This is a genomic window from Adlercreutzia wanghongyangiae, assembly GCF_035989245.1.
GTDB classification, from domain to species: domain Bacteria; phylum Actinomycetota; class Coriobacteriia; order Coriobacteriales; family Eggerthellaceae; genus Adlercreutzia; species Adlercreutzia wanghongyangiae.
In genome coordinates, this window is record NZ_JAYMFF010000002.1 from 427567 (window position 1) to 450473 (window position 22907).

Below are 22907 nucleotides of genomic sequence, written 5' to 3' on the forward strand. Positions count from 1 at the left end.
GCGCTAACAGCCTTTGAACTGGTGAAATATAGGGTAGGTACAAAAATAGACAACCAAATACTCCCATGGGGGTGGATGCACGGGGGCGTCCTGGGCCTTAAGGTCTGGGTTGCCGGCTCGGAAAGAACGGAGGATATCATGGGAGAAAAAAGCATCAGTCGTCGTTCGCTGATGAAGATGGGCGGCTTGGCGGCTTTGGGGATGGCGGGTGCGAGTGCGCTCTCCGGCTGCGGTCAGCCTGCATCGAAGGGATCGATGGCGGCGACGGGCAGTGCGCCGGATGCGGCACCGAACGCCTCGGTGGCCACCCCTTGGCTTGTAGCGCCTGAGCCCATCGTCGATTTTACCGAGACCAAGGAGTACGACGTTGTGGTTGTCGGGGCGGGCGCTGCTGGCTTACCCGCGGCACTGACCGCCTTTGAAGAGGGCGCAACGGTGGCGCTTCTGCAGAAGGAGAATCAGGCTGTGTCTCAGGGCAGTGCGGGTCTCGGCATCGACCTTGCCACGAGCGATCAGGCGGGCATTGAGGCGGTGGTCTCGCTGCTCGAGCAGGTGAACCAGTACCGCCCGCGCCGTGACCTCCTCGAGCTGTGGGCGCAGAACTCCGGCGAGGCCGTTCAGTGGGTTATGGACAAAGTGATGGAGGGCGGTGGCCAGGTTATTTCCCAAGGTAATGCCCAGGTGATGAAGTACACCGATTTCGATGGGGCGAAAGTGAACTACGTATCGGCGTTCTTCGGGCCGAAGCCCTATACCAATACCGAGGCCATGCTCGATCTCGCGAAGGTGGTTGAGGCTTCCGGTGTGGACGTGTTCTATTCTACCCCGGCCGAGCAACTCATTACCGATGAAAGCGGAGCGGTTGTGGGCGTCGCGGCGAAAACGAGCGATGGCTATGTGCAGTTCGCGGCGAAGAAGGGCGTTATTCTCGCCACGGGCGATTACCAAAACGACGATGATATGTGCGACTTCTATTTGCCCGATATCAAGAATTTCGCACGGAAGCAGATGAACAAAACAGGCGACGGCCACAAGATGGGCTGCTGGGTCGGGGGCCGTATTGAGCCGGTGGGCCATACCAAGATGCTCCACGATTTCGATGCGGGTCCTGCCACTATGTGCGACTTGCCGTTTTTGGCTGTCGACGTAAACGGCAACCGCTTCTGCTGCGAGACAGCGCCCATGGACGTTCTGAACAACTTTCTGAAGGACGGCGACAAGCTGAAGGACGGGGAAGCTGGCTGGTACTCGCAGATTTTCGACGCGAACTACGAGACCGCATGCGCCGATTGGCCGTGCCCGAAGCTGTACACGCCCGAGGAGCTTGAGAACTTCATGCCCGACGTGGATGGGGAGAAGCAAGGCGTGGTCGAGGGATTCATCCGGACGTTCCGCGCGGATACGCTGGAAGAGCTGGCCGAAAAGATCGGTGCCGATCCGGCTACCTTTAAGGCGACCGTCGAGCGTTATAACGAAATGGTCGCGAGCGGCCGCGATGACGACTTTGGTAAGCCGATCCAGTTCCTGAAGCCCATCGACACGCCTCCCTTCTACGCGATGAACCGCTGGCTGCGCGTGTCCGCCATCACATCGGGTTTGGTAGTTGATGGCAACTTGCAGGTACTTGACGAGAACGACGAGCCCATCCCCGGCCTCTATGCTGCCGGCAATGTGAGCGGTGGCTTCTATGGGGGTATCGACTATCCCATGACGCTCGCTGGTCTGTCGCTCGGCCGTTGCTACACGCAGGGTCGTTATCTGGGTCGTCTGGTCGCGAACCTGTAGATCTCTCCCCTCTCTCCCTCCCCTTGATCCGCCGGATGCCGCATAGCGTTCGGCGGATCTTTGCGTTTGGGAGAAAAGGGGTTCCCGTGACTTCCGCCTGCGCCGGGTCTCCTCGATGAGGCGGATAGCAGAGGTGTGCCCTTGTTGGGAAACCTCCTTGACGGCTGCCCTGTCTTCACTATACTATACGTCGCATAGTATCATGCGAAAGGAGGTATTGTGGATGCGCAAATGAAGCGTGGGTTTCTGGAGGCCTGTGTTCTGGCGGTGCTGAACCGCGGGGAATCCTATGGCTACCAGATCATCAAAGACGTGCCTCCCTCGCTTGGCCTGACGGAGTCTACGCTGTATCCGCTGCTCAAGCGTTTGGAAAGCGCTGGCTGCATTGCCGTGCGCTCGGCCGAGCACAATGGGCGGCTGCGCAAGTACTACCGCATCACGAAGGAGGGCCGCGCGCGGGTGGCGGTTTTCATTGAGGAGTGGACCGAGGTGGAGGCCATCTACCGGTTCGTGAGCGAGGCGGGTGCGGAGAAGCCTCGCAAGGCTGAAGGAGCTACGTTATGAACAAGCAGGAATACCTCGACCAGTTGCGGGCGGCGCTCGGGTGCCTGCCCGAGAGCGAGATAGAGGAGTCGGTGGCCTTCTACGCGGAGATGATCGACGACCGCGTCGCCGACGGCATGAGCGAGGGCGAGGCCACGGCCCAGCTGGACGACCCCAAAGCGGCGGCGCGGGCCATTATCGGGGATTTGCCCGTGGAAGTCGGGGGAGTAGCGACGGCGCAAGCACGTGGCGCGCGTCCCAAGTCCAAGCCGATGAATCGTGTCCTGTACTGGACGCTCGTGATTTTGGGCTCACCCTTGTGGCTGACGCTTCTGCTCGCGGCCGCAGCGGTTGCCATAGCAGCTGTGACCGTTGCTGCTGCGCTGGCTCTTTCGGTCGTAGCGGTCGCGGCGTCACTCCTCCTTACGCTGTGGGCACTTGCCGTGGGACTTATAACGGGAGGGCCCTGGGGGATCGCCGTGTGCCTCTACGGTCTGGCGATGGGCCAGCCAGCCTATGCGGCGGCCGAGCTGGGAAGCGGTCTGGTCTGCTTCGGCGTGGGTCTGTTCTGCCTGCATGGCGCGGTGGCAGCCACCAAGGCCGCGGGTCGCTTGTGGCGCGCAACCATCGCCAAGGCGAAGGTGTGGCTCGCGAGGGGGAAGAGCAAGATCAGAGCTAGGCGCGACGCGGAGGCGCAGGGCCCTGAGGCTCTCGCGTCTTTGAAGGCTGCGGCGAGCGCAAAGGAGGTCGTCCATGAAGCTTAAGGAGAAATACCCCTGGATGAACTGGCGAACCGTCCACTGGATTGCCCTCGGCTGCATACTGGCCGGAATGGTCCTTGCAGGAATCGGCGTCCTCGTGGCTAGTCTGGACTCCCACAGCTGGCGCGACGTTGTCGCTCACTTCGACATCATCAGCTTCGGCGATGCCAACGCGCTCGCTTTTCCCGATGCCCCCGAGCCCCCAATGCCGCCCAGCTCTCCGACGCTTTCGTAAGGGGCGGTCGGCCTATCCGGGAGGTATTGTTGGGTGCGGGCTAATCGCCCAGCGCCTCTTCCCAGGCCGCTTCCTTGAAGCCGGGAACAACGGTGCTGGCGGTGACCAGCAAAGGGCGCTTCACCAGCATGCCGTTGGTGGCAAGAAGGGCGTACTGCTCGTCGTCGGTCATGGCGGGCAGCTTCTTTGACAGCTCCATCTCGCGGTAGAGCATGCCGCTCGTGTTGAAGAAGCGCTTCAGGGGCAGTCCGCTCAGGTGGTGCCAGGCGCGCAGCTCGTTGGCCGTGGGATTGTCCTCCACAATATGGCGGTCGGTGTAGGCCACGTCCCGCGCATCCAGCCACTTCTTCGCCGTCTGGCAAGTGGAGCACTTCGGATATTCCAAAAACAGAATCGTATCGGCCATGAAAAGCCTCCTGGGGGTCGGGGCGCCGGGTTTCGAATGACCACTATACTGGTTGCGAGGCATTTGGCAACGGAAGGACGGCGTATGTGCCATCGATTCGAGATGTTGAGCGGCGAAGAGGCCGACGCGGTGCTCGACTGGCTGCGGGCCGTGCGCCGCGCGCTGGGGCAGGGAATGAGTCCCGCCGCGGTCGTGCCGGTGTCGTTCGGGCACCCCGCCGAGGTGCCGCTGGAGGCTCTGGACTGCTACCCGGGTGCGGAGTGCTCCGTCATTGTCGCGGAAGGCGATGGGGCGCCAGCGGGAGCGCTGCCGGGTGGCGTGGGTGACATGCCCAGGGTCGCGGCGGAGAACTTGGCGCGCATCGACTTGCTGTGGGGCGTGGATGTTTCCTGGAAGCGCGGCCTGGTGTTCAACGCGCGCATCGAATCGGCGCTTGCCGGCTCGGGCATGTGGGCTGAGGCCATGGAGCGCGGCCGCTGCATCGTGCCGGTGCGGGCCTTCTACGAGACGCAGAATGTGGAAGTGCCCGAGCCTGGCGGTGTGCGGGGTGAAAGTGCCGGGCAGGATTACGACACCGAGCAGGGCGTTCTCGGCGTGGAAAGCGCTCGGGAGGCGGCGGCGCGACCGGCACCCCGCGCGCGTGGCCGGCGACCTCAGTACCGTTTTGCGAACGCGGGCGGTGCGGCTCTGCTGTTGGCGGCCCTGCGCTTGGGAGATCGCTTCGTGTTGGTAACGACCGAGCCCGATGCGGTGGTGGGCACCGTGCACAATCGCATGCCGCTCTCACTCACGGCGCCCGAGGCCCTGGCGTGGCTGAGCGCCGCCGATGCTCGCGAGTTGCGTGCTCGCCACGTTCCCGTTGTGCTGGCGGCCGAGGAAGAACCGGCCCCCGCCAAGCGCCCCGCCGAACCCGATCAGTTGTCGCTGTTCTAACGCTAACGCACCTGCCAGAAGCCCGACTTGTCGCTGCCGATGCGCTCCACCAGGCCCAGCTCGCGCAGCCGGCGGAACGAGCGGCGCACCGTGCTCTCGCTGATGTTCAGGTTCTTCGCGATGCGCGGCGCGGTCAGGCGGCCGTCGATGTCGATCATGGCCAGCACCTTCTCGTCGTTCGCCGTAAGGCTGGTGTTGTGCTGAATGGCCAACGCCCGAGCGGTGACCTGCACCTCGGGCACCTCGCTGCGGGCGGGTCTCTGGCTGGGAAGCGGCCCGTTGTCGATGATCGACGAGACGAGCATGCTGTCGGTATCCAGAGGGAAGCACACCATGGTCTCGTCGTCGCGCAGTTCGATAACCGGCTCAGCTGCGCCCGCCTCGATGCACTGCAGGCGCATGGAGCCGATGCCGTTGCCCCAGCCGTCGATAACACCCAAGCGGCGCAGCGCCGCCACCAGGTTCGGGTTGTTCGGTCGCGAGGTGTGCCGCCCCAACAGCGCGCTGGCGGTCCAGGTGCGCGGCGGCCTCCCCACGTTATCGATGCAGATGCGGTCGGTGAATACGCTCACCTGCACCGGGGTGCCGCTGTCGTAGTTCTTGTGGGCCACGGCGTTCAGAATGGCCTCGTGCACCGCATCGCGCGGCGGCATGCCGAAGCCCGGCGCGTTGCGGCTCGACGGGTCGTTTCGGGGCGAGGGGTCGGGCAGGTATTTGTCGAACAGCGCCTCCACCGTGGCATGCACTTGCTCGATCAGCGACCCGCAGATCTCATCTTCGAAGACGGGGGTGCCGCCTCGGCCGCCGAAGAACCCGATGCGCACGGTGGCACCGGGGATGTACTGGTGGGGTCGGTCGTGCAGCAGCAGAATGCCCGCATTGGTGGGGGTGCCCACACCTGTCATCAGGCCGGCGTGGCGCAGGTCCTCCTCGATGGCGGTGGCCTCGTCGCGGGCGGTGGTCAAGTCGGTGTCGCGCGAGGTTCCTGTGAAGCGCGCCACCAGACCCAGATTCAAATCGTCCAAGCTCGCCTGCACCACCGGCCGCATCTCCCATTTGATATCGGGCTCCAGCTCGGGCTGCAGCAGGCGATCGAGCGCGTCGCCGTCCATCAGGCGGTTCTCGCCGTCTTGGTAGAAGTAGAAGGCGCCGCGATAGCTCAGCGGCTCGGGTGCCGGCGGAATAACCACTTCCAGGCAGAATTGGCCGCCATCCAGTACCAGCTCTACCGCGCAGGTGAGGTCGAGAGCTTGAGATACGGTGCTGGGAATGGATTTCATGATGCGGTTGGTCTTGCGCTTCACCACGCCACGGCTGTCCACGTCGGCATCCAGGATGAGGCGGCCGCCGCCAGCATTGGCGATGCCGCACACCAGTTCCAGGCAATCGTCGCGCCACGTTGAACGCCGTGCGATGGGGAGGGACGAATCCTTTGTTGCCACGGGGGCCTCCTTTTTACCCTAGCAATACCAGTGCATTGCATTATAAGGAAGAACGCGCGAAGCGAGGTGGGGAATCTCCGCGTACGGAAAGCAATATCTTCTGCTTTTAGACTTAGATTTTATGGGTACATTCACATAATGTTCATTCATGAGAGGGAAGGTGAACAAATGCCAGATCAGCTACGACTGGCATCTATTCTCCCTGATGACGGCATTGTTTTCGTTTGGTAACAGAATACGGCTGCACTGAGAAAGCCCTTCTAACGCGCGTATTGTGGCGAGAAGTGAGCTTTGCTTACTGGATGATGTTAAGGAAACTTGACAGCAGTAGACTAAGGTTTTATACTGCGCCTCAACATCATTCACCTGTACCAAAACTGTGAAAGCGAGGCAGTACACAATGGCTAAGATTCTTGGCATCGACTTGGGCACGACGAACTCCGCCATGGCCGTCATGGAGGGCTCCGAGCCCGAAATCCTGGTGAACGCCGAGGGCGACCGCACCACTCCGTCCGTCGAGGGCTTCCGCAAGGACGGCGAGCGCGTCGTCGGCAAGGCCGCGAAGAACCAGGCGGTCACCAACCCGGAGAACACCGTTTCTTCCGTCAAGCGCTTCATCGGCCGCTCCTTCGACGAGACTCCCGAAGAGCAGAAGACCGTGAGCTACAAGGTCCAGAAGGGCAAGGACGGCCGCGCCGTCATCGACATCGACGGCAAGGACTACACCCCTGAGGAGATTTCCGCCATGGTGCTTCAGAAGCTGAAGACCGACGCGGAGAAGCAGGTGGGCCAGCCCATCACCCAGGCCGTCATCACCGTGCCGGCCTACTTCAACGACGCGCAGCGCCAGGCCACCAAGGACGCCGGCAAGATCGCCGGCCTCGAGGTCCTGCGCATCATCAACGAGCCGACCGCCGCGGCGCTCGCCTACGGCCTCGATAAGGTCGACCACGACGAGAAGATCCTCGTCTTCGACCTGGGCGGCGGCACCTTCGACGTGTCGGTGCTCGAGCTTGGCGACGGCGTGTTCGAGGTTGCCTCCACCGCCGGCGACAACCACCTGGGCGGCGACGACTGGGATCAGCGCATCATCGACTGGATGGCCGACAAATTCCAGGCCGAGAACGGCATCGACCTGCGTAAGGACCCCATGGCCCTGCAGCGTTTGAAGGAAGCCGCCGAGAAGGCGAAGATGGAGCTGTCCTCCACCACCCAGACCAACATCAACCTGCCCTTCATCACCGCTGACGCCTCCGGTCCGAAGCATCTGGACCTGACGCTCACCCGCGCCGAGTTCGAGCGCATCACCAAGGATCTGCTGGACCGCTGCAAGAAGCCGGTCGAGCAGGCGCTGAAGGACGCGGGCCTGAAGATGGGCGAAGTGGACGAGGTCATCCTGGTCGGTGGCTCCACCCGTATGCCCGCCGTGCAGGAGCTGGTGAAGACCCTCACCGGCAAGGCCCCGAACATGTCCGTGAACCCGGACGAGGTCGTGGCCATGGGCGCTGCCGTTCAGGGCGGCGTGCTGGCCGGCGACGTGCAGGGCATCCTGCTTCTGGACGTCACCCCGCTTTCCCTGGGCGTTGAGACCATGGGTGGCGTGATGACCAAGATGATCGAGCGCAACACCACCATCCCGACCCGCAAGACCGAGATCTACTCCACGGCGGCCGACAACCAGACCTCCGTCGAGGTGCACGTCCTGCAGGGCGAGCGCGAGATGGCCGCGGGCAACAAGACGCTCGGCCGCTTCCAGCTGACCGGCATCCCGGCCGCCCGCCGCGGCGTGCCGCAGATCGAGGTGACCTTCGACATCGACGCCAACGGCATCGTGAACGTGTCCGCTAAGGACCTGGGTACCGGCAAGCAGCAGCAGATCACCATTTCCGGCTCCACGGCGCTGTCCGACGACGAAGTGGATCGCATGGTGAAGGACGCCGAGCAGCATGCCGAGGAGGATGCCGCCCGCAAGGAAGAGGCCGAGGTGCGCAACAACGCCGACGCCCTGGTGAACGCCACCCAGCAGACCCTCGACGAGCTGGGCGACAAGGTTCCGGCCGATGCCAAGACCCAGGCCGAGGAGGCTATCGCCGAGACCCGCACTGCCCTTGAAGGCACCGACATCGATGCCATCAAGGCTGCTACCGAGAAGATCCAGCAGGCCGGCTACAAGCTCGCCGAGGTCGTGTACTCCACCGAGGGTGCCGCCGCGGGCGCCCAGGCCGCCGCTGCCGAGACCGCTCCGGCCGATGACACCATCGAGGCCGACTACGAGGTCGTCGACGACGAGAAGGAAGGGAAGTAAGAACGATGACTACGCCCGATAAGGACAAGGTCACCTCTTCTACCCCCACTGATGCGCAGGTGGCTGCCGACGAGGCGGCCACCGCTGCCGCCGACAACGCCCGCGAGGCCGAGGTCGTGGCCGACGCCGAGGTGATCGAGGCCAACGAGGCCGGCGAGCTTGATTCCGAGCTCGAGCGCGCCGCAGCGGAAGCCGTGGCGGGCGCGATCGAGGAATCCGAGCAGGTGGCTGCCGCCAAGGCCGAGGCTGCCGACTGGCAGGACAAGTACGTGCGCCTGCATGCCGAGTGGGACACCTACCGCCGGCGCATGACCGAGCAGCGCGAGACCGAGAAGGTGCGCGCTACCGAGAAGCTGATGGAAAGCCTGCTTCCCGTGCTGGACGACTTCGTTCGCACGGTGGACTACGCCGAGACCAACGGCGAGACGGGCCTTCTCGGCGGCGTGAAGGCCGTGCAGGCCAAGCTGACCGACACGCTCGCCAAGGGCGGCCTTGAGGTCATCAACCCCGAGGGGGAGGCCTTCGACGCCCTGGCCTGCCAGGCTGTGGGCACCGTGGACGACCCCAGCGTTCCCGACGAGACCGTCGCCCAGGTATACCAGTTGGGATACCGCATGGGCGAGAAGGTGCTCAGGCCCGCCATGGTGACCATCACCACGGGAGGCCCCAAGCGGGAGAAGCCGGAAGAAGAGTAAGACTGATCGGGGGCGGACTTGCGGGTCCGCTCCCGTGTTCCAGAGACAAAAGTAACGGAGGTGGAACGAATGGCGTCCACGCCTGATTATTACAAAACGCTAGGCGTTCCGCGCACCGCCACGGCCGACGAGATCAAAAAGGCGTTCCGCAAGCTCGCCCGCAAGCATCACCCCGATGCCGGCGGCGACGAGGCCAAGTTCAAAGAGCTGAACGAGGCCTACGAGGTGCTGAGCGACCCGAAGAAGCGTGATCTTTACGACCAGTACGGAACCGCGAACGAGAACCAGATTCCCCACGGATGGGGCGGCGGTCAGGGATTCAACGTCGAGGACATCTTCGGCGGAGGCGGCGGCTACTCCACGGGGGGCGGCTTCGGCGGCAGCTGGGCCGACATTCTGGAGAGCATCCGCAGCGGCGAAGGTGCGTTTGGGAGCAACTGGGACTTCGGCGGCGGCTTCGGCGGCCAACCCCAGCCCCGTAAGGGCCAGGACATGAACGTCACCCTGAACGTGACGTTCGACGAGGCCTTCAACGGATGCGAGAAGCGCATCACCGTGCGCATCCCCGGCAAGAGCGAGCCCGACACCCACACGGTGAAGGTGCCCGCGGGCGCTGTGGACGGCGGCCGTGTGCGCCTGAAGGGCCAGGGCGCCCTGGGTGATGCCGGCGGTCCGGCCGGCGACTTGCTCATCACCACGAAGATCGACGCGCATCCCTACTTCGGCCGTGATAAGGCCGATGTGACGGTAGAGTTGCCTGTGACCGTGGCCGAGGCAGCGCTCGGCGCCTCCATCGTGGTGCCCACGCCTGACGGCAAGAAGCTGAAGGTGAAGGTGCCCGCCGGCACACAGGACGGCAAGGTGCTCACCATCAAGGGCAAGGGCGCGCCCGATGTGAAGAACAAGGGCCAGAACGGCAACTTGAAGATTCGCATCCAGGTGGAAGTGCCCACCGATATGAACGAGGCCCAGAAGAAGGCCATGGAAGATTTCCAAGCGGCAACGGAGAAGGAGATCAGGCCATGGGATTAGACGATAGGAACCGGCCGCTGTACATGATCAGCATCGCCGCCGAGCTGGCGGGCGTGCACCCCCAGACCCTGCGCTCTTACGAGCAGAAGGGCCTGGTCACGCCCCGGCGCACCAGCGGCAACACGCGCATGTACTCCCAGGCCGACATCGACCGGCTCAACCTCATCAACGAGCTGACGAGCGAGGGCATCAACCTCGCCGGCGTCACGCGCATTCTTGATCTGCAGAGTCGGCTCGATGAGCGCGAGAGCGAGGTGGAGGACTTGCACGGCCGCGTGCGTCGCCTCGCCGATCGCGTGCGAGAACTCGAGAACCGCACGACCGTCGGAGCCATCACCCTCCGCCGGCTGCCTTAACCACCTGTCCTGTCCGGGTGCGGCGTCCCGTAGGGGCGGCCTTCAGGCCGCCCGGCGAGCGACGCATCGCGCACGGTTCTCTGTGTTGAGAAGCACATGAGGGGTGGGAGGGCTAAAGCCCTCCCCTACGACGCGGACGGCAGGAACCTTTTCCGAGATCACTTTTCTTTGGAAGAACAAGGAGAACTCTATGAGACTAGATAAGTTAGCGGTGACGGCGCAGGAGGCGTTTCAGGCGGCTATGGGAGTCGCCGGCGATGCCGATGCGGCTGTCATCGAGCCCATCCATTTGCTGAAGGCGCTGCTCGATTCCGACGAGAACAACCTCGCCGCCATCATCAAGCGCATCGGCGCCGACCCGGTCTGGCTGTCCCAGAACGTGGCCGACGAAATCGCCAAGATGCCCAAGCAGACGGGTGCCACCCCCATGGCCATTCCCGGTCAGGACCTCATCAAGGTCATCGACAACTCGGTGAAAATCGCCGAGAAGCTGGGCGACAGCTACGCCACGAGCGAGCATCTGCTCATCGCCCTGTCCGAGGACAAGGGCGCCGCGGGTCGCATTCTCACCACGGCGGGCATCACCCGCAAGAACATCGAGGCGGCCTACGACAGCCTGCGCGGCGACACCCGCGTCACCTCGCAGACTGACAAGACCCAGTTCGAGGCCTTGGAGCAGTTCGGCCAGAACCTCACCCAGCAGGCGCGCGAGGGCAAGCTGGACCCGGTTATCGGCCGTAACGAGGAAATCCGCCGCACCATCCAGGTGCTGTCCCGCCGCACGAAGAACAACCCCGTGCTCATCGGCGAGCCCGGCACCGGCAAGACCGCCATTGTTGAGGGCTTGGCCCAGCGCATCGTGGCTGGTGACGTTCCCTCCTCGCTGAAGGACCGCGAGATCGTCTCGCTCGATCTGGGCGCCATGATGGCCGGTGCGAAGTACCGCGGCGAGTTCGAGGACCGCTTGAAGAACGTGCTGCGCGAGGTGAAGGAATCCGACGGCAACATCATCCTGTTCATCGACGAGCTGCACACCATCGTGGGTGCCGGCGCGGGCGGCGACTCGTCGCTCGATGCGGGCAACATGCTGAAGCCCGCCCTCGCTCGCGGCGAGCTGCGTGCCATCGGCGCCACCACCCTGGACGAGTACCGCAAGTATATCGAGAAGGACGCCGCCCTGGAGCGCCGCTTCCAGACGGTGCTCGTGAGCGAGCCCACGGTGGAGGACACCATCGCCATCCTGCGCGGCCTGAAGGAGAAGTACGAGATCCATCACGGCGTGCGCATCACCGACGGCGCCATCGTGAGCGCGGCCGAGCTTTCCGACCGCTACATCACCGACCGCTTCCTGCCCGACAAGGCCATCGACCTCATGGACGAGGCGGCCAGCCGTCTGCGCATCGAGATCGACTCCATGCCGGAAGAGGTGGACGCCGCCGAGCGCAAGCTCATCCAGATGCAGATCGAGGAGCAGGCTCTCATGAAGGAGTCCGACATGGCCTCCCAGGAGCGCCTGGAGAAGCTGCGTCACGACATCGCCGCCGCCCGCGAGTCGCTCGACGCCCAGAAGGCCGAGTGGCAGAACGAGAAGGACGCCATCGTTAACGTACAGAACCTGAAGGCCGAGCTGGAAAGCGCCCAGCTGGATGAGGAGCGCGCCACCCGCGAGGGCAACCTGCAGGTAGCCTCCGAGATTCGCTATTCGCGCATTCCCCAGTTGCAGCAGCAACTGCACGATGCCGAGGAGCTGGTGAAGACCAAGCAGCAGGACGGCGCCATCCTGAAGGAGGAAGTCTCCGAAGAGGAGATCGCCTCGGTGGTGGCCGCCTGGACCGGCATTCCCGTGGCCAAGATGATGCAGGGCGAGATGGAGAAGCTCGTCGACCTGGAGGAAGTGCTGAAGGGCCGCGTCATCGGCCAGGACGAGGCCGTGGGCGTGGTGGCCGGCGCTATTCGCCGCAACCGCGCGGGCCTGTCCGACCCGAACCGCCCCATCGGCAGCTTCCTGTTCCTCGGCCCCACCGGCGTGGGCAAGACCGAGCTGGCCAAGACGCTGGCGGAGTACCTGTTCGATTCTGAGAAGGCCATGGTGCGCATCGACATGTCCGAGTACATGGAGAAGTTCTCCGTGCAGCGCCTGATTGGAGCGCCTCCGGGATACGTGGGCTACGACGAGGGCGGCCAGCTGACCGAGGCCGTGCGCCGCAACCCCTACTGCGTGGTGCTGCTCGACGAGATGGAGAAAGCGCATCCCGATGTGTTCAACATCTTGCTGCAGGTGCTCGATGACGGCCGTCTGACCGACGGTCAGGGCCGCGTGGTGAACTTCAAGAACTGCATCATCATCATGACCTCCAACGTGGGCAGCCAGATCATCCGCGAGCACGCCGCCGAGAGCCGTGCCTTCGACGAGAACGAGGCCACGGGCGGCGAGACCATGGGCGAGATGGCCGAGAAGATGATGAACATGACGCCCGAGCAGGCCGCCAAGCGCATGCAGGAGTTCGCGAACAAGATCCAGGACGCCCTGTCCTCCACGTTCCGCCCCGAGTTCCTGAACCGCATCGACGACGTCATCACCTTCAACGAGCTGTCCATCTCGGCCATCGAGCCCATCGTGGATCTGCAGCTGGAAGAGGTGCGCGACCGCCTACAGGCGCGCCACATCACGCTGGACGTTACGCCGGCGGCCATGGAGCACCTGGCCATCGACGGCTACGACCCGGTGTACGGCGCCCGTCCGTTGAAGCGCCTCATTCAGCGTGAGGTGGTTGACCGCATCGCCGAGAGGGTCATCTCCGGTGAGCTGCGCGACCGCAGCCACGTGCTGATCGACATCGACGCCGAGGGCAACTACGCCTGCCGCATCGAGGGCCCCATGGACCTGGACGGCCTGAACCTGGACGACCCCAGCTTCCTCACCGCTGGCTCCGCCCCGAAGGAAACCCTCCAGGACCTGGACACCCTGAGCAACGGCGACCTCGGCGAGGGCCCCATCGCCTAGCTGCCGCGCCCGCCCTTCGGGGCGGGCGAGCTGCCCGGCCCTGCGGCTGCCCTGGCGAGCTGCCGTTTCGCCTATCCTGGCGAAGTTATCGTCTCGTCGGGACAACTGCTGGGGTTGTTCTGCAGGGGCGGTCTTTAGGCCGACCTCGACGGTGGACCGCCTCCAGTGCTTTAACTACATACCCCTTTCACAGCAAGCGCCCGGGAAGCCAAGACCCGGGCGCTTTTGCGTTCTCGCCGACTTCGATTTAGCTCGCAAATTCTGCTTTACTCCTGCTGGTGACAAAATAGCCCCTTCCGGTGCACGTTTTTGGACTTATATAGACGTTGGGATCTCCATCGGCCCTCCGCGGAAATCTGACCTTTTCGGTAAGTCTTCTGTGACCAGGTAAAACGCAGCAGCTGCTGCTCCCGATCGATCTCCCCCGGCGTCGCTGCATTTTCAAGTGTCTATATAAGTCAAAAAATGTGCTTCAGAGCCCCTCCTCGTGTCACCGCCCAGTTAAACGGCAACCGCAGCTGCACGCAATCTAAGATATGTAGCCTTTGAGAAGTGCGATGCGAACGGCTGCGCAAATGCGCATCGTGGTATAACTGTCCGCCATGAATATCTATCTCTCGCATATCAGTGCCTGGCAATTTTGGATCTGGTGGTCCAAGGCGAACGCCATCCCCTTAGGGCTTTTCCATTCGGGGGACTGCTTCATGCGCGATCGGCTGCCGTCCTTCTCCTTGCCGACAGCGTCGGTGTTCAAGACCCCTGCCTGCACGAAGCGCGAGATCAAGCAGGCGCTGGACGCCCATGATCAGAAAGTGCGTGCGCTTTTGGTGCGGGCGGGCATTGGCGTCGGATCGGAAGGCTGTCTGCATGTTTGCGTTCCATACGCGCCGGGAAGGCGTTGTGCAGAACAGAACGTTCAGTTCCATCAAGTGAGCTGCGCGTTGCCTCGGCGGTCCTTTGTGAACGTTATCGGCGGTCTGTATGTTGCCTCGCCGGAACTTACGTTCGTACAGATGGCGAGTGTGTTGGAAGAAGGGGCTCTGTGTGCCTGCGGGATGGAGCTGACGGGTGGATATCCGTTGGATCCCGACTATCAGCCTGACGGAGAAGTTGTCTACGTAAGGGCACCCGTCACTTCGCAAACGCTCCTTGCGGCCTATGCTGATCGTTACCAGGGTCGTGGCGGCACCAACAAGGCCCGGCGAGTAGCGCAGCATCTTCGCGACAAATCTGCCTCGGTTAAAGAAACTGAGCTGGCGCTGCTCGCTCTTCTCCCGCGCCGCCATGGAGGCCTTGGTGCGAAAGAGGCGCTTCTGAATGACGTCGTGACGCTGAGCCCCGAGGCTGCAACGATTGCGCGTCAGAAAAAAGTCGTCTGCGACCTCAAGTTCAAGGATTCGAATGTCGTTGTGGAATACGACGGCGCAACTCACAGTGATGTCGAGGCCCGGACGACCGATTCTCGCCGACGGGATGCCTTGCGGGCGGAAGGCTACGAAGTGGCCACCCTCACCAACGCGCAGTTGCAGAATCCTGAGGAATTCCAGGCGATCATCGTGCCAGCCTCAAGAAAAGCGGGGAAGAGAACACGCTATCTCTCCGAAAGCGACATGCCGCGCCATCGGGCCCTTCGCGCGCAAATCGCTCATTACCACGCTCGAACCTTCTAGGTGCCACCTCCAAGGCTCGCGACGCCGTAAAAGAGCAGCCTCCCACTCTGGGAAAAGCCAAAGCGCCCCTCGCTACCGTCTCCCGCGTCGCTTGATGCCTAAGTCGCGCCGCTCTGGTGACATGAAGACCCCTATGGCTGCAGATAATTCGACTTATATAGGCATACGATTTTCTGAGATTTTCAAATAGCAGAGAGCGGCGATCTCTTGTATGGCTGTGAACTGGGAAAACACTGGCGCGGTTTGCCCATCGTAGGTGCGATCCGTGACCTGGGCGTATTGAAGATGCTATATAAGTCGAAAAACGTGCAGAAAAGCCCCTGTTTATGTCACCAGGCAACAAGGCCCCCTCTAAAAAAGAGGGGGCCTCTCTCGGAAGCCGAACGGGGGCGTTCGGCGAGGAAAAGAAGTGCCGACGGCGCGCTGGATTAGGCTTGCGAGGGGATTCGTCCGAGTTTGTCGGTAGTGAGGGCGGAGAAGGGGTCGGCGGGGAGGTTCACGGTTACGGTGCCAGTCGATGTGTTGCCCAGAACGTCGGCGGCACGTAGCTCGTAGGTACCAGCGGGTAGGTTGAAGCGCCACTCGCTGATGATGAGGGGAGGGAAGTTCGGCTCGTCCGCATTGCGAGATGTGGCGGATGGGGCACCTTCGGTGGCGCTGGCGATTCCAATGTTCGGTGTCGTCGCTTCGGGCTCGAAAAGGGTGCCGCTCTCGTTGGCGCACGTCACCTGGGCCGTACCCGTTGCATCTCCCACATGCAGCACCGTTACGTCGCCTTCGACGGTTGCTTCCAGCAAGCGCGGTCCCTGGGCGTCCGCCACAGCTGTCTCATTGCGGGGAAATTCCGCTGCAGGAGGCGTGTCTTCAATGATGGTTTCGGGCTGGGGCATTGTTGCCATGAATCCTACCAGGGCCAAGACCACTGCCGCCGCTATGGCCACGACGGCGCCGGCACGCTCGCCAGCGGAGGTGCCGAAGGGTCGCTTGCCGCTGCCTGCGCCCCGCAGTGTTGCGCCCGGGGCGGCCACGGCCTCCACCGCTGATGCCATAGCCTGGGACAGCGCCGCTCCCATCGGGAGCATCCCCAGCCTCGAGCGCAGCTTGTCTAAAGACCGAGCCAAGACGCGCTTCACCGTGGCGCGTGAAATGCCCATCGCTTCAGCCACTTCGTTCAGTTTGAGACCCTGGTAAAACCGCAGCAGCACCGCTTCTCGCTCTTGGTCGTCCAGCGCTTCGTAAAGGGCCATCGTCAAGCGAGCTTGTTGATCTTGATCGGCGATGGCGATGGCCGGGTCGTCGGTGGCGGTTGTGTCGAAGAGCGCCTTCCGATTGTCGCCAGCGTCTTCTAGGAATTCATCGCTAGTAGGTAACGGCATTTGCGAGGTGCTCCGGCGGTTCAGATGACGCAGGCACAGGTTGCGTGTGGTGGTGTTCAGGTAGCTGATGAGCGCATCGGGGTGGATGCTGCCGATGTTTCGCCAGACAACCAGATAGAGTTCCTGCAGAAGATCGGCCGCTGCATCGACGCCCACCTTGCCAATTATGGTGAAGTACTGGGCCTGGGCTGTGATGGCGTAAAGCTCCTCGAAGGCCGTACGGTCGCCTTCCTGGGCGCGGTGTACCAGGATTGCTAACTGTCGGTGCTGCTTTCTGCCGTCGATCATTGCGAGCTGCTTCCTTCCCGATGGGCTTCCGCAAATGCGGGAATTCTATCACAGGCAAACCGCGCACCGGCTTCTTTGGCCTGGTCGATGGCGAGTCGCACGGGGAGGCGTATGCTTCGAGAATTGACGGTGCGGAGTCTTTAGGGTTGCGCTTGTGGGTGAACGATGAAGACGAAGGAAACCCCGGAACTTTTTTGAGCCCTTTTTTCTAAGTGGTGGATTTGCTTCTCGATCTACTAGCGAGAGAAGGAATTGCCCCTGCGGGGCGGCGCAAATCGTCTATGAGGAGATTGGTTATGAAGAGCTTATGGGGAAAGGAATCTTTGCAATGGTGGGGCAAGATCGCCCGCGTTGTCATTGCGGCTGTCCTGGTTGTCACGCTCGCGCCGGCCCTTCCCGTGGGTTTTGAGGTGCAGGAAGCACAGGCTCTTGAGGGAACGACGGATTATTCGAAAATCTTTAAAGTGGAAAATGTTATCGGTCGTCCTGGAGCACTATCCGGATCTACGTTGACGACTGGATCAACAAATTATTCTTCCGACTATGCGCATCTCACTCAAGATACCACTGGGCGTGCGTATGGATCGAATGCAACGTTCACCTCGCATCGTCTGCTCTCGCTACTTAATTCGTGGAGCTTTAACTGTACATTGGGAGCGAGTACTCTGACGCAGATATTTCCAGGAACGAATTGGACTGATACCCAGACTGGTATTTCTTTCACAAGGAGCGGGCACTCCGGCCAAGGGTATGAATTGGTTCTTGTCTACATGCAAGACGTTGGCGCAACGAAGCGTAAAGTTATGCTGTCAACCACCATGTATAACAGTTGGGCGTCCCCCTCGGGAACTGTTTTGTGGGCTGACGAGATTGCGATGAGCAGTTGGAGCAATAGGAACGTCACGGTGACCTATGATGCCAGAGCCGATCGACTTGTATTCAGCAGTGGGCAAGAGAGAAGGGCAATAGACTCGTTCCGCTCAACAATGGGAGGCAATTCGGTATACCTGCATCTTACTGGATCGGTGGATTGGACCTACACTGGAAGCCTCACCGCTCCTCCGAGGGGTTATCAGACATTTGCCACCTTCCACTCCATGTCTCTTCCTAACCTTACTCCCGAGATCCGAGATGTGAAAGTGTACCGTGCTGACGGAACTGAGATTGGGCGCGACGATTTCGTCGTGCCTGGAGAAAAGATTCGCGTGGAGTGCATTGTGCGTAACTCCAACACCAACGCTGTTTTGGGTGGCTTTTCCGAGCAGTATCCCATGCATGTAAAGCTGGCGAATACATCGGAGCACCCCACTCGTGGTCTCACACCCTTTGCAGATGCGTCGCACCCGGTGCAGGTGAACGGGTCGACGGTAGCTACCTCGCCAAACGAAAACACGATATCGGGAGAGAATGGTGTGAACGTGACCCTGGTGGGCAATAGCGACACTACCGTGTCGTGGTGGGCGGAGGTGTCTGGCGCTCAAGGCGGGGCGGTTACGCTTTCTCAGCAGCTGATAGAGGACTCCTTCGGTGGCAGCGTGTACTCCACCGTCGAGCTTGTGGATGAGCGGCCCCTCACGCCCGGTGGCACGGGGAACGGTGCCGACCCAGGTGACCCAGATACTTGGGGCGATGCAGGACATGACTACCACTACACGCGGCTTCCCGCCGCCAACGTCAATGGGTGGAATACTTCGCCGGTCACGGTCACTTTCTACCCCGGGGATTACGACGTGATGGAGTTGACCCCCTCGGAGGGCGCGTCCAAGACCCTTACGGGCGCGGACCCCTCTTGGACGCGGGTGGACGACACCAAGGGCGTGGACCTGAGCGCTCAGGCGCGGGACACCGACTCAGGTGCCGTGTCGGTCCAGAAGGCCGGGAAGGTGAAGATTGACTCGGAGGCCCCCAGGCTCTCCCAGACAGGTCGCGCCCTGGGGTCCCTCGAGGCCGACGACACACCTTCGGCTGGCAAGGTATCCTCAGGGTTGTGGCGCCTTCACCGCACGGGGTCGTCGGGTGTGGTTTCCGACGCCACCGTGTTCCGTGTATTCGCCACGACGGGATCTGAGGGCGACCTGGCAGGGGCGAGCGAGACCGAGTCTCTGGGTAACCTCCCCAATGGTTGGTACGTCGTTGAGGACGCAGCTGGCAACACGAGCGGTTCCCCACTGAAGGTCGGTAGCACCGAGCCGCCGGCGGTCGACCGACCCGACCCGGACGACCCTGACGGCCCGGTGCCAGCAGGACCGCCTTACGATCCGGAAAAGGACCCGGTGCCGGCTCCGACCGAGACTGAGGACGACAATGGGCTGCGTCATGCGGTGATAGACGAGACCATCACCGAGATCATCGATCCCGCGGCTCCTCCTTTTGGGGGCTCGCTGGACGCTGCAAAGGCCAAGGCCATGATGGACTATCGCTACGCCACCTCGTCGTCGGTCGGGATCGCCTCGACTGTCGACGAGCTGCTCGATGCGTCGGGGAATCCGATTGCCTCCCTCGACACCACCTCTCCGGGGGAGTGTCTGATCCGCCGTGTCGTGACCGATGACCAGGGCAATACCACGACTATCAACTTGCATTATCGGGTCGTGCGAGACAGCTGCCCTACGGTGAGCCCGTGGGTGCCGAAGGATCCCGATGATCCGACTGGTCCCAAAGAGCCGGGCGACCCCATCCAGCCTTCGAGCCCCGTGACCACGGATCCGGACGGGACGCAGCACACCGAGGTTTCTGCCGACATTACCGAAGCTGTTACGCGCGGGGTCATGGACTACGCCGGGGCCGAGGAGCTGCTGCGCCGGCACTTCGCCCTCTCAAGTGTCGATGGAGGAAGCGGCCCTACAGTGACTGTGCAGTCTATAAGCACGTCCGGGGGGGGGGGTCATCTCTGCGATCGACCTGTCCCGAGTGGCCGATTACAAGATCGTCTACCTCGTGAAAGATGTGACTGGTAATACCACTACCGTGCGTTTGGGCTACCATCTGGTTGCTTCCCACGTGCCAGGTGTGATTGTCACGCCCGATCCGGGCACCGACCCCAACCCGCAGCCGGGCGACGATCCGCTGAATCCCAAGCCGCGCCCCATCGATCCGGCCTATCCGCCCGAGATCGCGCCGGACGGCACTCAGCACGCAACGATAGAGGACGAGATGCGTGTGCCTGTCGAGGCCGGCAAGTCCCTCTCTATGGCCGAGGTTCGTAGCTTGGTGCAGCGTCGTTATGATTTCACCCCCGAGGGCGGCGGAGCGGCGACCGAGGTTTCGCTCTCTGTGGCCGACGCCTCCGGAGTTCTCGTCAACTCAATCGACAAGTCACGCCCTGGCTCCTGGTTGGTAACTTATAAGGTGGCCGATCAAAACGGAAACACCGTCACCATTCATCTGCGCTACCTTGTTGTGGCTGAGCCGCCCTCGGTGATTCCCACCGATCCTTCCGAGATTGATCCATCGCTGCCAACGATTATTCCCGACCCAGGTCGTCCTGCGCCTGGTAAGCCGTTGGAGCCAGTATCGCAGACGGTGGATCCGGAAACCGGTCTCGTTCACGCCGTGGTGGAGGACTCCATTATAATTCCCACCGCTAAAGAGCCGGTGACGCCCAATCAAATGGCGGCGCTCATTCAAAGCTACTATAAGGCGCTTACAAACTGGGGAGATGGCAAGATAACAGCTGGTGTGGTGCATCTGTTCGACGCCGCCGGCAACCCTGTGGACGCTATCAATCGCATGCTGCCTGGAGTGTGGACAGCCGAGCAGTTTTTTACTGACGGCGCTGGCAACACCACGCTTATGCGGCTGCATGTAAAGGTGGTAAGCGGCAACGCGGATGGCTCCATGGAAGCTGGAGACAATGGCTCCAATGCCGACGGCGACGGCGATTCTGGTGCAAGTGCAAGCTCCTCGAAGGGCACGCGCTTCGGTACGGCGATCACTCAGTTGCCCCGCACGGGAGGGCCACTGGGGCCGTGTCCGCTGCATGTTCTATTCGCGCTCATGGCGTTGGTGGTGTCGTCGTATTCGCTCATGCGTCTGCGCCGTGGCAAAGACCGCACTGACGAGTGCCACGCCCAAGCAAGTGCAGGCGCAAGTGCTGCTGTGCCTGGTGCTACTTCGGCCTCTGAGGGAGAGAACCCGTCACCGTTCCGCTACACGGTGCTGGATGGCATCGTTCACGGTACCATTCTCTGCTGCATCATGGCGCTGGGCCTGCTGCGTTTCTGCCCCTACGACCTCTTGTTCGCCTTTGCGGTTGCGGCCATGGAAATCTTCTGGGTATGGCTCATGCTGCGCCGGTCGCGTCGCGAACTGCAGTCTGCCGAAGTGGCCCGCTAGCTATTTGCCGGCGCCCGGTATCTCAGGATGGGGCACCGGCAAAGTGCGCGGCATCCTCAAGGAGCCAAATGGTAGTCAGGCAAAACTTCTACGCAGTAATGCCAGTAGCAGCAAGCCTCTTCTCACAGCAAGCGCCCCCGGCTCAGCCATTGCCGGAGGCGCATGCTGCGGCTTTGAAAGAGATTGGCTACGCAGCCAGCTTCTCGGCCTTCCGGGCCTTGCGGGCGGCGGCGCGCTTCTGCATGGCGTCCACGCAGGTGGCCACTGCGGCGTCGCCGGTGACGTTCACAGTGGTGCGCATCATGTCCAGGATGCGGTCCACGCCGGCAACCAGCGCCACGCCTTCCACGGGCAGGCCCACCGACTGCAGCACCATGGCCAGCATGATCATGCCGCTTCCCGGTACGCCGGCGGTGCCGATGGAGGCGAGCACGGCCGTCATCACAATGGTGAACTGCTGGCCCAGCGTCAGATCAATGCCGAACACCTGAGCGATGAAGATAGCGCACACGCCCTGGTAGATGGCGGTGCCGTCCATGTTGATGGTGGCACCCAGCGGCAGCACGAACGAGGTGACCTCCTTCGACACGCCCATCTTCTCGGTGCACTCCATATTGATGGGCAGCGTGCCCACCGACGAGGCCGATGCGAAGGCGAAGCCCATCACGGGCATCTCGCCGCGCAGGAACTTCAGCGGGCTCATGCGCGCGAACACCTTGATGATGCCCGAGTACACCAGCACGATCTGGCACAGCATGGCCAGATAGGCCACCACGATCAGCCACAGCAGCGGGCGCAGCACCTCGATGCCGTTGTTGGCGATCACGGGGCAGATGAGCCCAAACACGCCGAACGGCGCCACCAGGATAATGCCGCGCATAATGGCGATGCACACATCCGACAGGGAGTTGCAGATGTCGATAACCGGCTTCGCCTTCTTCCCCGCGGCGATCATGCCGAAGCCGAACACCACGGCGATGACGATCACCTGCAGCATGGTGGCATCGGCCATAGGCTGGAAGAAGTTGCTGGGGAAGATGTTCACGATGGTGTCGATGAACGACGGCGGGTCGGTGGCCTCGTAGGACAGGTCCTCGGTGGGCAGCTGATATCCCGCGCCCACGTTCATCACATTGGCGAAGATGAGTCCCAGCGTCACAGCGAACGCCGTGGTGATCAGATAGAACAGCACTGTCTTACCGCCGATGGCGCCCACTTTCTTCACGTCGTCCAGCGACACCACGCCGGCGATGATGGAGAACAGTACCAGAGGCACCACGATCATCTTAATAAGGTTCAGGAAGATGGTGCCGAAGGGCTTGATGTACGTATCGGCAATCTCCGGCGTTCCCTGCAGGGCAATGCCCGCCAGCACGCCCAGCACCAGTGCGATGAATATCCAGGTAGTCAGAGAAAGCCGCTTGAACCACGGCTTATGCGGGGCTGGCGCGGCGGCCCCCGCCGGGGCGCTCGTCGCAGCCTTGAGGGCGTTGGGATCCTCTGGCTCGCGTGTCGATTCCATAGCGGTCTGGTCGGCCATGCGCATGCTTCCTTTCCCCTGATGAGCAGACGTTCCCATTATAAGTAAAGAACGGGAAAATGCCAGGTGCTCCCCCGCGATGATCTAACGGCCTCGCAACAAAGCGGGTTGTGCCGGGCGTTGGGGTAAGATGGCGGCAGATAATGCAAGGAACTATAACTTGCGGAGAGTGCGCGCCAAGCTGTGTGGAACGGCGATTCT

General features: G+C 62.2%; 16 protein-coding genes and 1 pseudogene. 13 read left to right on the forward strand and 4 right to left on the reverse strand.

What is annotated here, in order from left to right; translation table 11 throughout:
- Nucleotides 1–138: 138 nt before the first annotated feature.
- From VIN30_RS02140 to VIN30_RS02155, 4 genes are all read left to right on the forward strand, one after another.
- Nucleotides 139–1785 (forward strand): FAD-dependent oxidoreductase, encoded by a 1647-nt coding sequence (locus tag VIN30_RS02140; protein WP_338208897.1) that lies wholly within the window; start codon nucleotides 139–141, stop codon nucleotides 1783–1785.
- A gap of 219 nt (nucleotides 1786–2004) precedes the next feature.
- Nucleotides 2005–2349, forward strand: coding sequence for a PadR family transcriptional regulator (locus VIN30_RS02145; protein ID WP_338208899.1), 345 nt, complete (start codon nucleotides 2005–2007; stop codon nucleotides 2347–2349).
- Nucleotides 2346–3092, forward strand: coding sequence for a DUF1700 domain-containing protein (locus tag VIN30_RS02150; protein ID WP_338208900.1), 747 nt, complete (start codon nucleotides 2346–2348; stop codon nucleotides 3090–3092). The genes VIN30_RS02145 and VIN30_RS02150 overlap by 4 nt, the downstream gene beginning before the upstream one ends.
- Complete coding sequence (locus VIN30_RS02155; RefSeq protein WP_338208902.1) at nucleotides 3082–3324, forward strand: hypothetical protein; 243 nt, start codon at nucleotides 3082–3084, stop codon at nucleotides 3322–3324. Before VIN30_RS02150 ends, VIN30_RS02155 begins: the two co-directional genes overlap by 11 nt.
- A 40-nt stretch (nucleotides 3325–3364) precedes the next feature.
- Here the strand turns inward: VIN30_RS02155 and VIN30_RS02160 are convergent, their stop codons facing one another.
- Nucleotides 3365–3730, reverse strand: a complete 366-nt coding sequence (locus tag VIN30_RS02160) for an arsenate reductase family protein (RefSeq protein ID WP_338208903.1) — start codon at nucleotides 3728–3730, stop codon at nucleotides 3365–3367.
- A gap of 84 nt (nucleotides 3731–3814) precedes the next feature.
- On the opposite strand from VIN30_RS02160, the gene VIN30_RS02165 reads away from it, so the two are divergent.
- Nucleotides 3815–4663, forward strand: coding sequence for an SOS response-associated peptidase family protein (locus tag VIN30_RS02165; RefSeq protein ID WP_338208905.1), 849 nt, complete (start codon nucleotides 3815–3817; stop codon nucleotides 4661–4663).
- 2 nt (nucleotides 4664–4665) lie between these two features.
- On the opposite strand, the gene VIN30_RS02170 is transcribed toward VIN30_RS02165, so the two are convergent.
- The gene (locus tag VIN30_RS02170; RefSeq protein WP_338208907.1) at nucleotides 4666–6105 is read right to left on the reverse strand and encodes an ATP-binding protein; all 1440 of its coding nucleotides are present in this window, start codon (nucleotides 6103–6105) and stop codon (nucleotides 4666–4668) included.
- 400 nt (nucleotides 6106–6505) lie between these two features.
- Between VIN30_RS02170 and dnaK the strand changes: the two genes are divergently transcribed.
- The 6 genes and pseudogenes from dnaK to VIN30_RS02200 all read left to right on the forward strand — a co-directional run bounded on the left by dnaK (nucleotide 6506) and on the right by VIN30_RS02200 (nucleotide 15167).
- On the forward strand, nucleotides 6506–8410 hold the full coding sequence (gene dnaK / locus VIN30_RS02175) for a molecular chaperone DnaK (protein ID WP_338208909.1): 1905 nt from the start codon (nucleotides 6506–6508) through the stop codon (nucleotides 8408–8410).
- 5 nt (nucleotides 8411–8415) lie between these two features.
- A complete protein-coding gene (locus VIN30_RS02180; protein WP_338208911.1) occupies nucleotides 8416–9105 on the forward strand; it encodes a nucleotide exchange factor GrpE in 690 nt (229 codons plus the stop codon).
- Nucleotides 9106–9174: 69 nt separating this feature from the next.
- A complete protein-coding gene (locus tag VIN30_RS02185) occupies nucleotides 9175–10137 on the forward strand; it encodes a DnaJ C-terminal domain-containing protein (RefSeq protein WP_338208913.1) in 963 nt (320 codons plus the stop codon).
- A complete protein-coding gene (locus VIN30_RS02190) occupies nucleotides 10128–10493 on the forward strand; it encodes a heat shock protein transcriptional repressor HspR (protein ID WP_326426562.1) in 366 nt (121 codons plus the stop codon). The genes VIN30_RS02185 and VIN30_RS02190 overlap by 10 nt, the downstream gene beginning before the upstream one ends.
- Before the next feature lie 190 nt (nucleotides 10494–10683).
- Nucleotides 10684–13371 (forward strand): annotated as a pseudogene (locus tag VIN30_RS02195) (ATP-dependent Clp protease ATP-binding subunit); the annotation flags it as partial.
- A gap of 728 nt (nucleotides 13372–14099) precedes the next feature.
- Entirely contained in the window at nucleotides 14100–15167 is a 1068-nt protein-coding gene (locus tag VIN30_RS02200; protein ID WP_338208918.1) for a DUF559 domain-containing protein, read from the forward strand.
- A gap of 428 nt (nucleotides 15168–15595) precedes the next feature.
- Here VIN30_RS02200 and VIN30_RS02205 read toward each other — a convergent pair whose 3' ends face one another.
- A complete protein-coding gene (locus VIN30_RS02205; RefSeq protein ID WP_338208920.1) occupies nucleotides 15596–16831 on the reverse strand; it encodes an RNA polymerase sigma factor in 1236 nt (411 codons plus the stop codon).
- Nucleotides 16832–17127: 296 nt separating this feature from the next.
- Between VIN30_RS02205 and VIN30_RS02210 the strand changes: the two genes are divergently transcribed.
- Nucleotides 17128–19788, forward strand: coding sequence for a hypothetical protein (locus VIN30_RS02210; protein WP_338208922.1), 2661 nt, complete (start codon nucleotides 17128–17130; stop codon nucleotides 19786–19788).
- Nucleotides 19742–21166, forward strand: coding sequence for a hypothetical protein (locus VIN30_RS02215; protein ID WP_338208925.1), 1425 nt, complete (start codon nucleotides 19742–19744; stop codon nucleotides 21164–21166). The genes VIN30_RS02210 and VIN30_RS02215 overlap by 47 nt, the downstream gene beginning before the upstream one ends.
- Nucleotides 21167–21353: 187 nt before the next feature.
- Here VIN30_RS02215 and VIN30_RS02220 read toward each other — a convergent pair whose 3' ends face one another.
- Nucleotides 21354–22706: a dicarboxylate/amino acid:cation symporter gene (locus VIN30_RS02220; protein WP_338208927.1), complete on the reverse strand. Its 1353-nt coding sequence runs from the start codon at nucleotides 22704–22706 to the stop codon at nucleotides 21354–21356.
- Nucleotides 22707–22907 lie beyond the last annotated feature (201 nt).

Excerpts from the sequence above, each read along its gene's own strand:
- VIN30_RS02140 (WP_338208897.1), top strand. The coding sequence starts at position 139 with ATGGGAGAAAAAAGCATCAGTCGTCGTTCGCTGATGAAGATGGGCGGC.
- VIN30_RS02150 (WP_338208900.1), top strand. The coding sequence starts at position 2,346 with ATGAACAAGCAGGAATACCTCGACCAGTTGCGGGCGGCGCTCGGGTGC.
- VIN30_RS02155 (WP_338208902.1), top strand. The coding sequence starts at position 3,082 with ATGAAGCTTAAGGAGAAATACCCCTGGATGAACTGGCGAACCGTCCAC.
- VIN30_RS02160 (WP_338208903.1), bottom strand. The coding sequence starts at position 3,730 with ATGGCCGATACGATTCTGTTTTTGGAATATCCGAAGTGCTCCACTTGC.
- VIN30_RS02165 (WP_338208905.1), top strand. The coding sequence starts at position 3,815 with ATGTGCCATCGATTCGAGATGTTGAGCGGCGAAGAGGCCGACGCGGTG.
- dnaK (WP_338208909.1), top strand. The coding sequence starts at position 6,506 with ATGGCTAAGATTCTTGGCATCGACTTGGGCACGACGAACTCCGCCATG.
- VIN30_RS02180 (WP_338208911.1), top strand. The coding sequence starts at position 8,416 with ATGACTACGCCCGATAAGGACAAGGTCACCTCTTCTACCCCCACTGAT.
- VIN30_RS02185 (WP_338208913.1), top strand. The coding sequence starts at position 9,175 with ATGGCGTCCACGCCTGATTATTACAAAACGCTAGGCGTTCCGCGCACC.
- VIN30_RS02190 (WP_326426562.1), top strand. The coding sequence starts at position 10,128 with ATGGGATTAGACGATAGGAACCGGCCGCTGTACATGATCAGCATCGCC.
- VIN30_RS02200 (WP_338208918.1), top strand. The coding sequence starts at position 14,100 with ATGAATATCTATCTCTCGCATATCAGTGCCTGGCAATTTTGGATCTGG.
- VIN30_RS02205 (WP_338208920.1), bottom strand. The coding sequence starts at position 16,831 with ATGATCGACGGCAGAAAGCAGCACCGACAGTTAGCAATCCTGGTACAC.
- VIN30_RS02210 (WP_338208922.1), top strand. The coding sequence starts at position 17,128 with ATGAAGAGCTTATGGGGAAAGGAATCTTTGCAATGGTGGGGCAAGATC.
- VIN30_RS02220 (WP_338208927.1), bottom strand. The coding sequence starts at position 22,706 with ATGGCCGACCAGACCGCTATGGAATCGACACGCGAGCCAGAGGATCCC.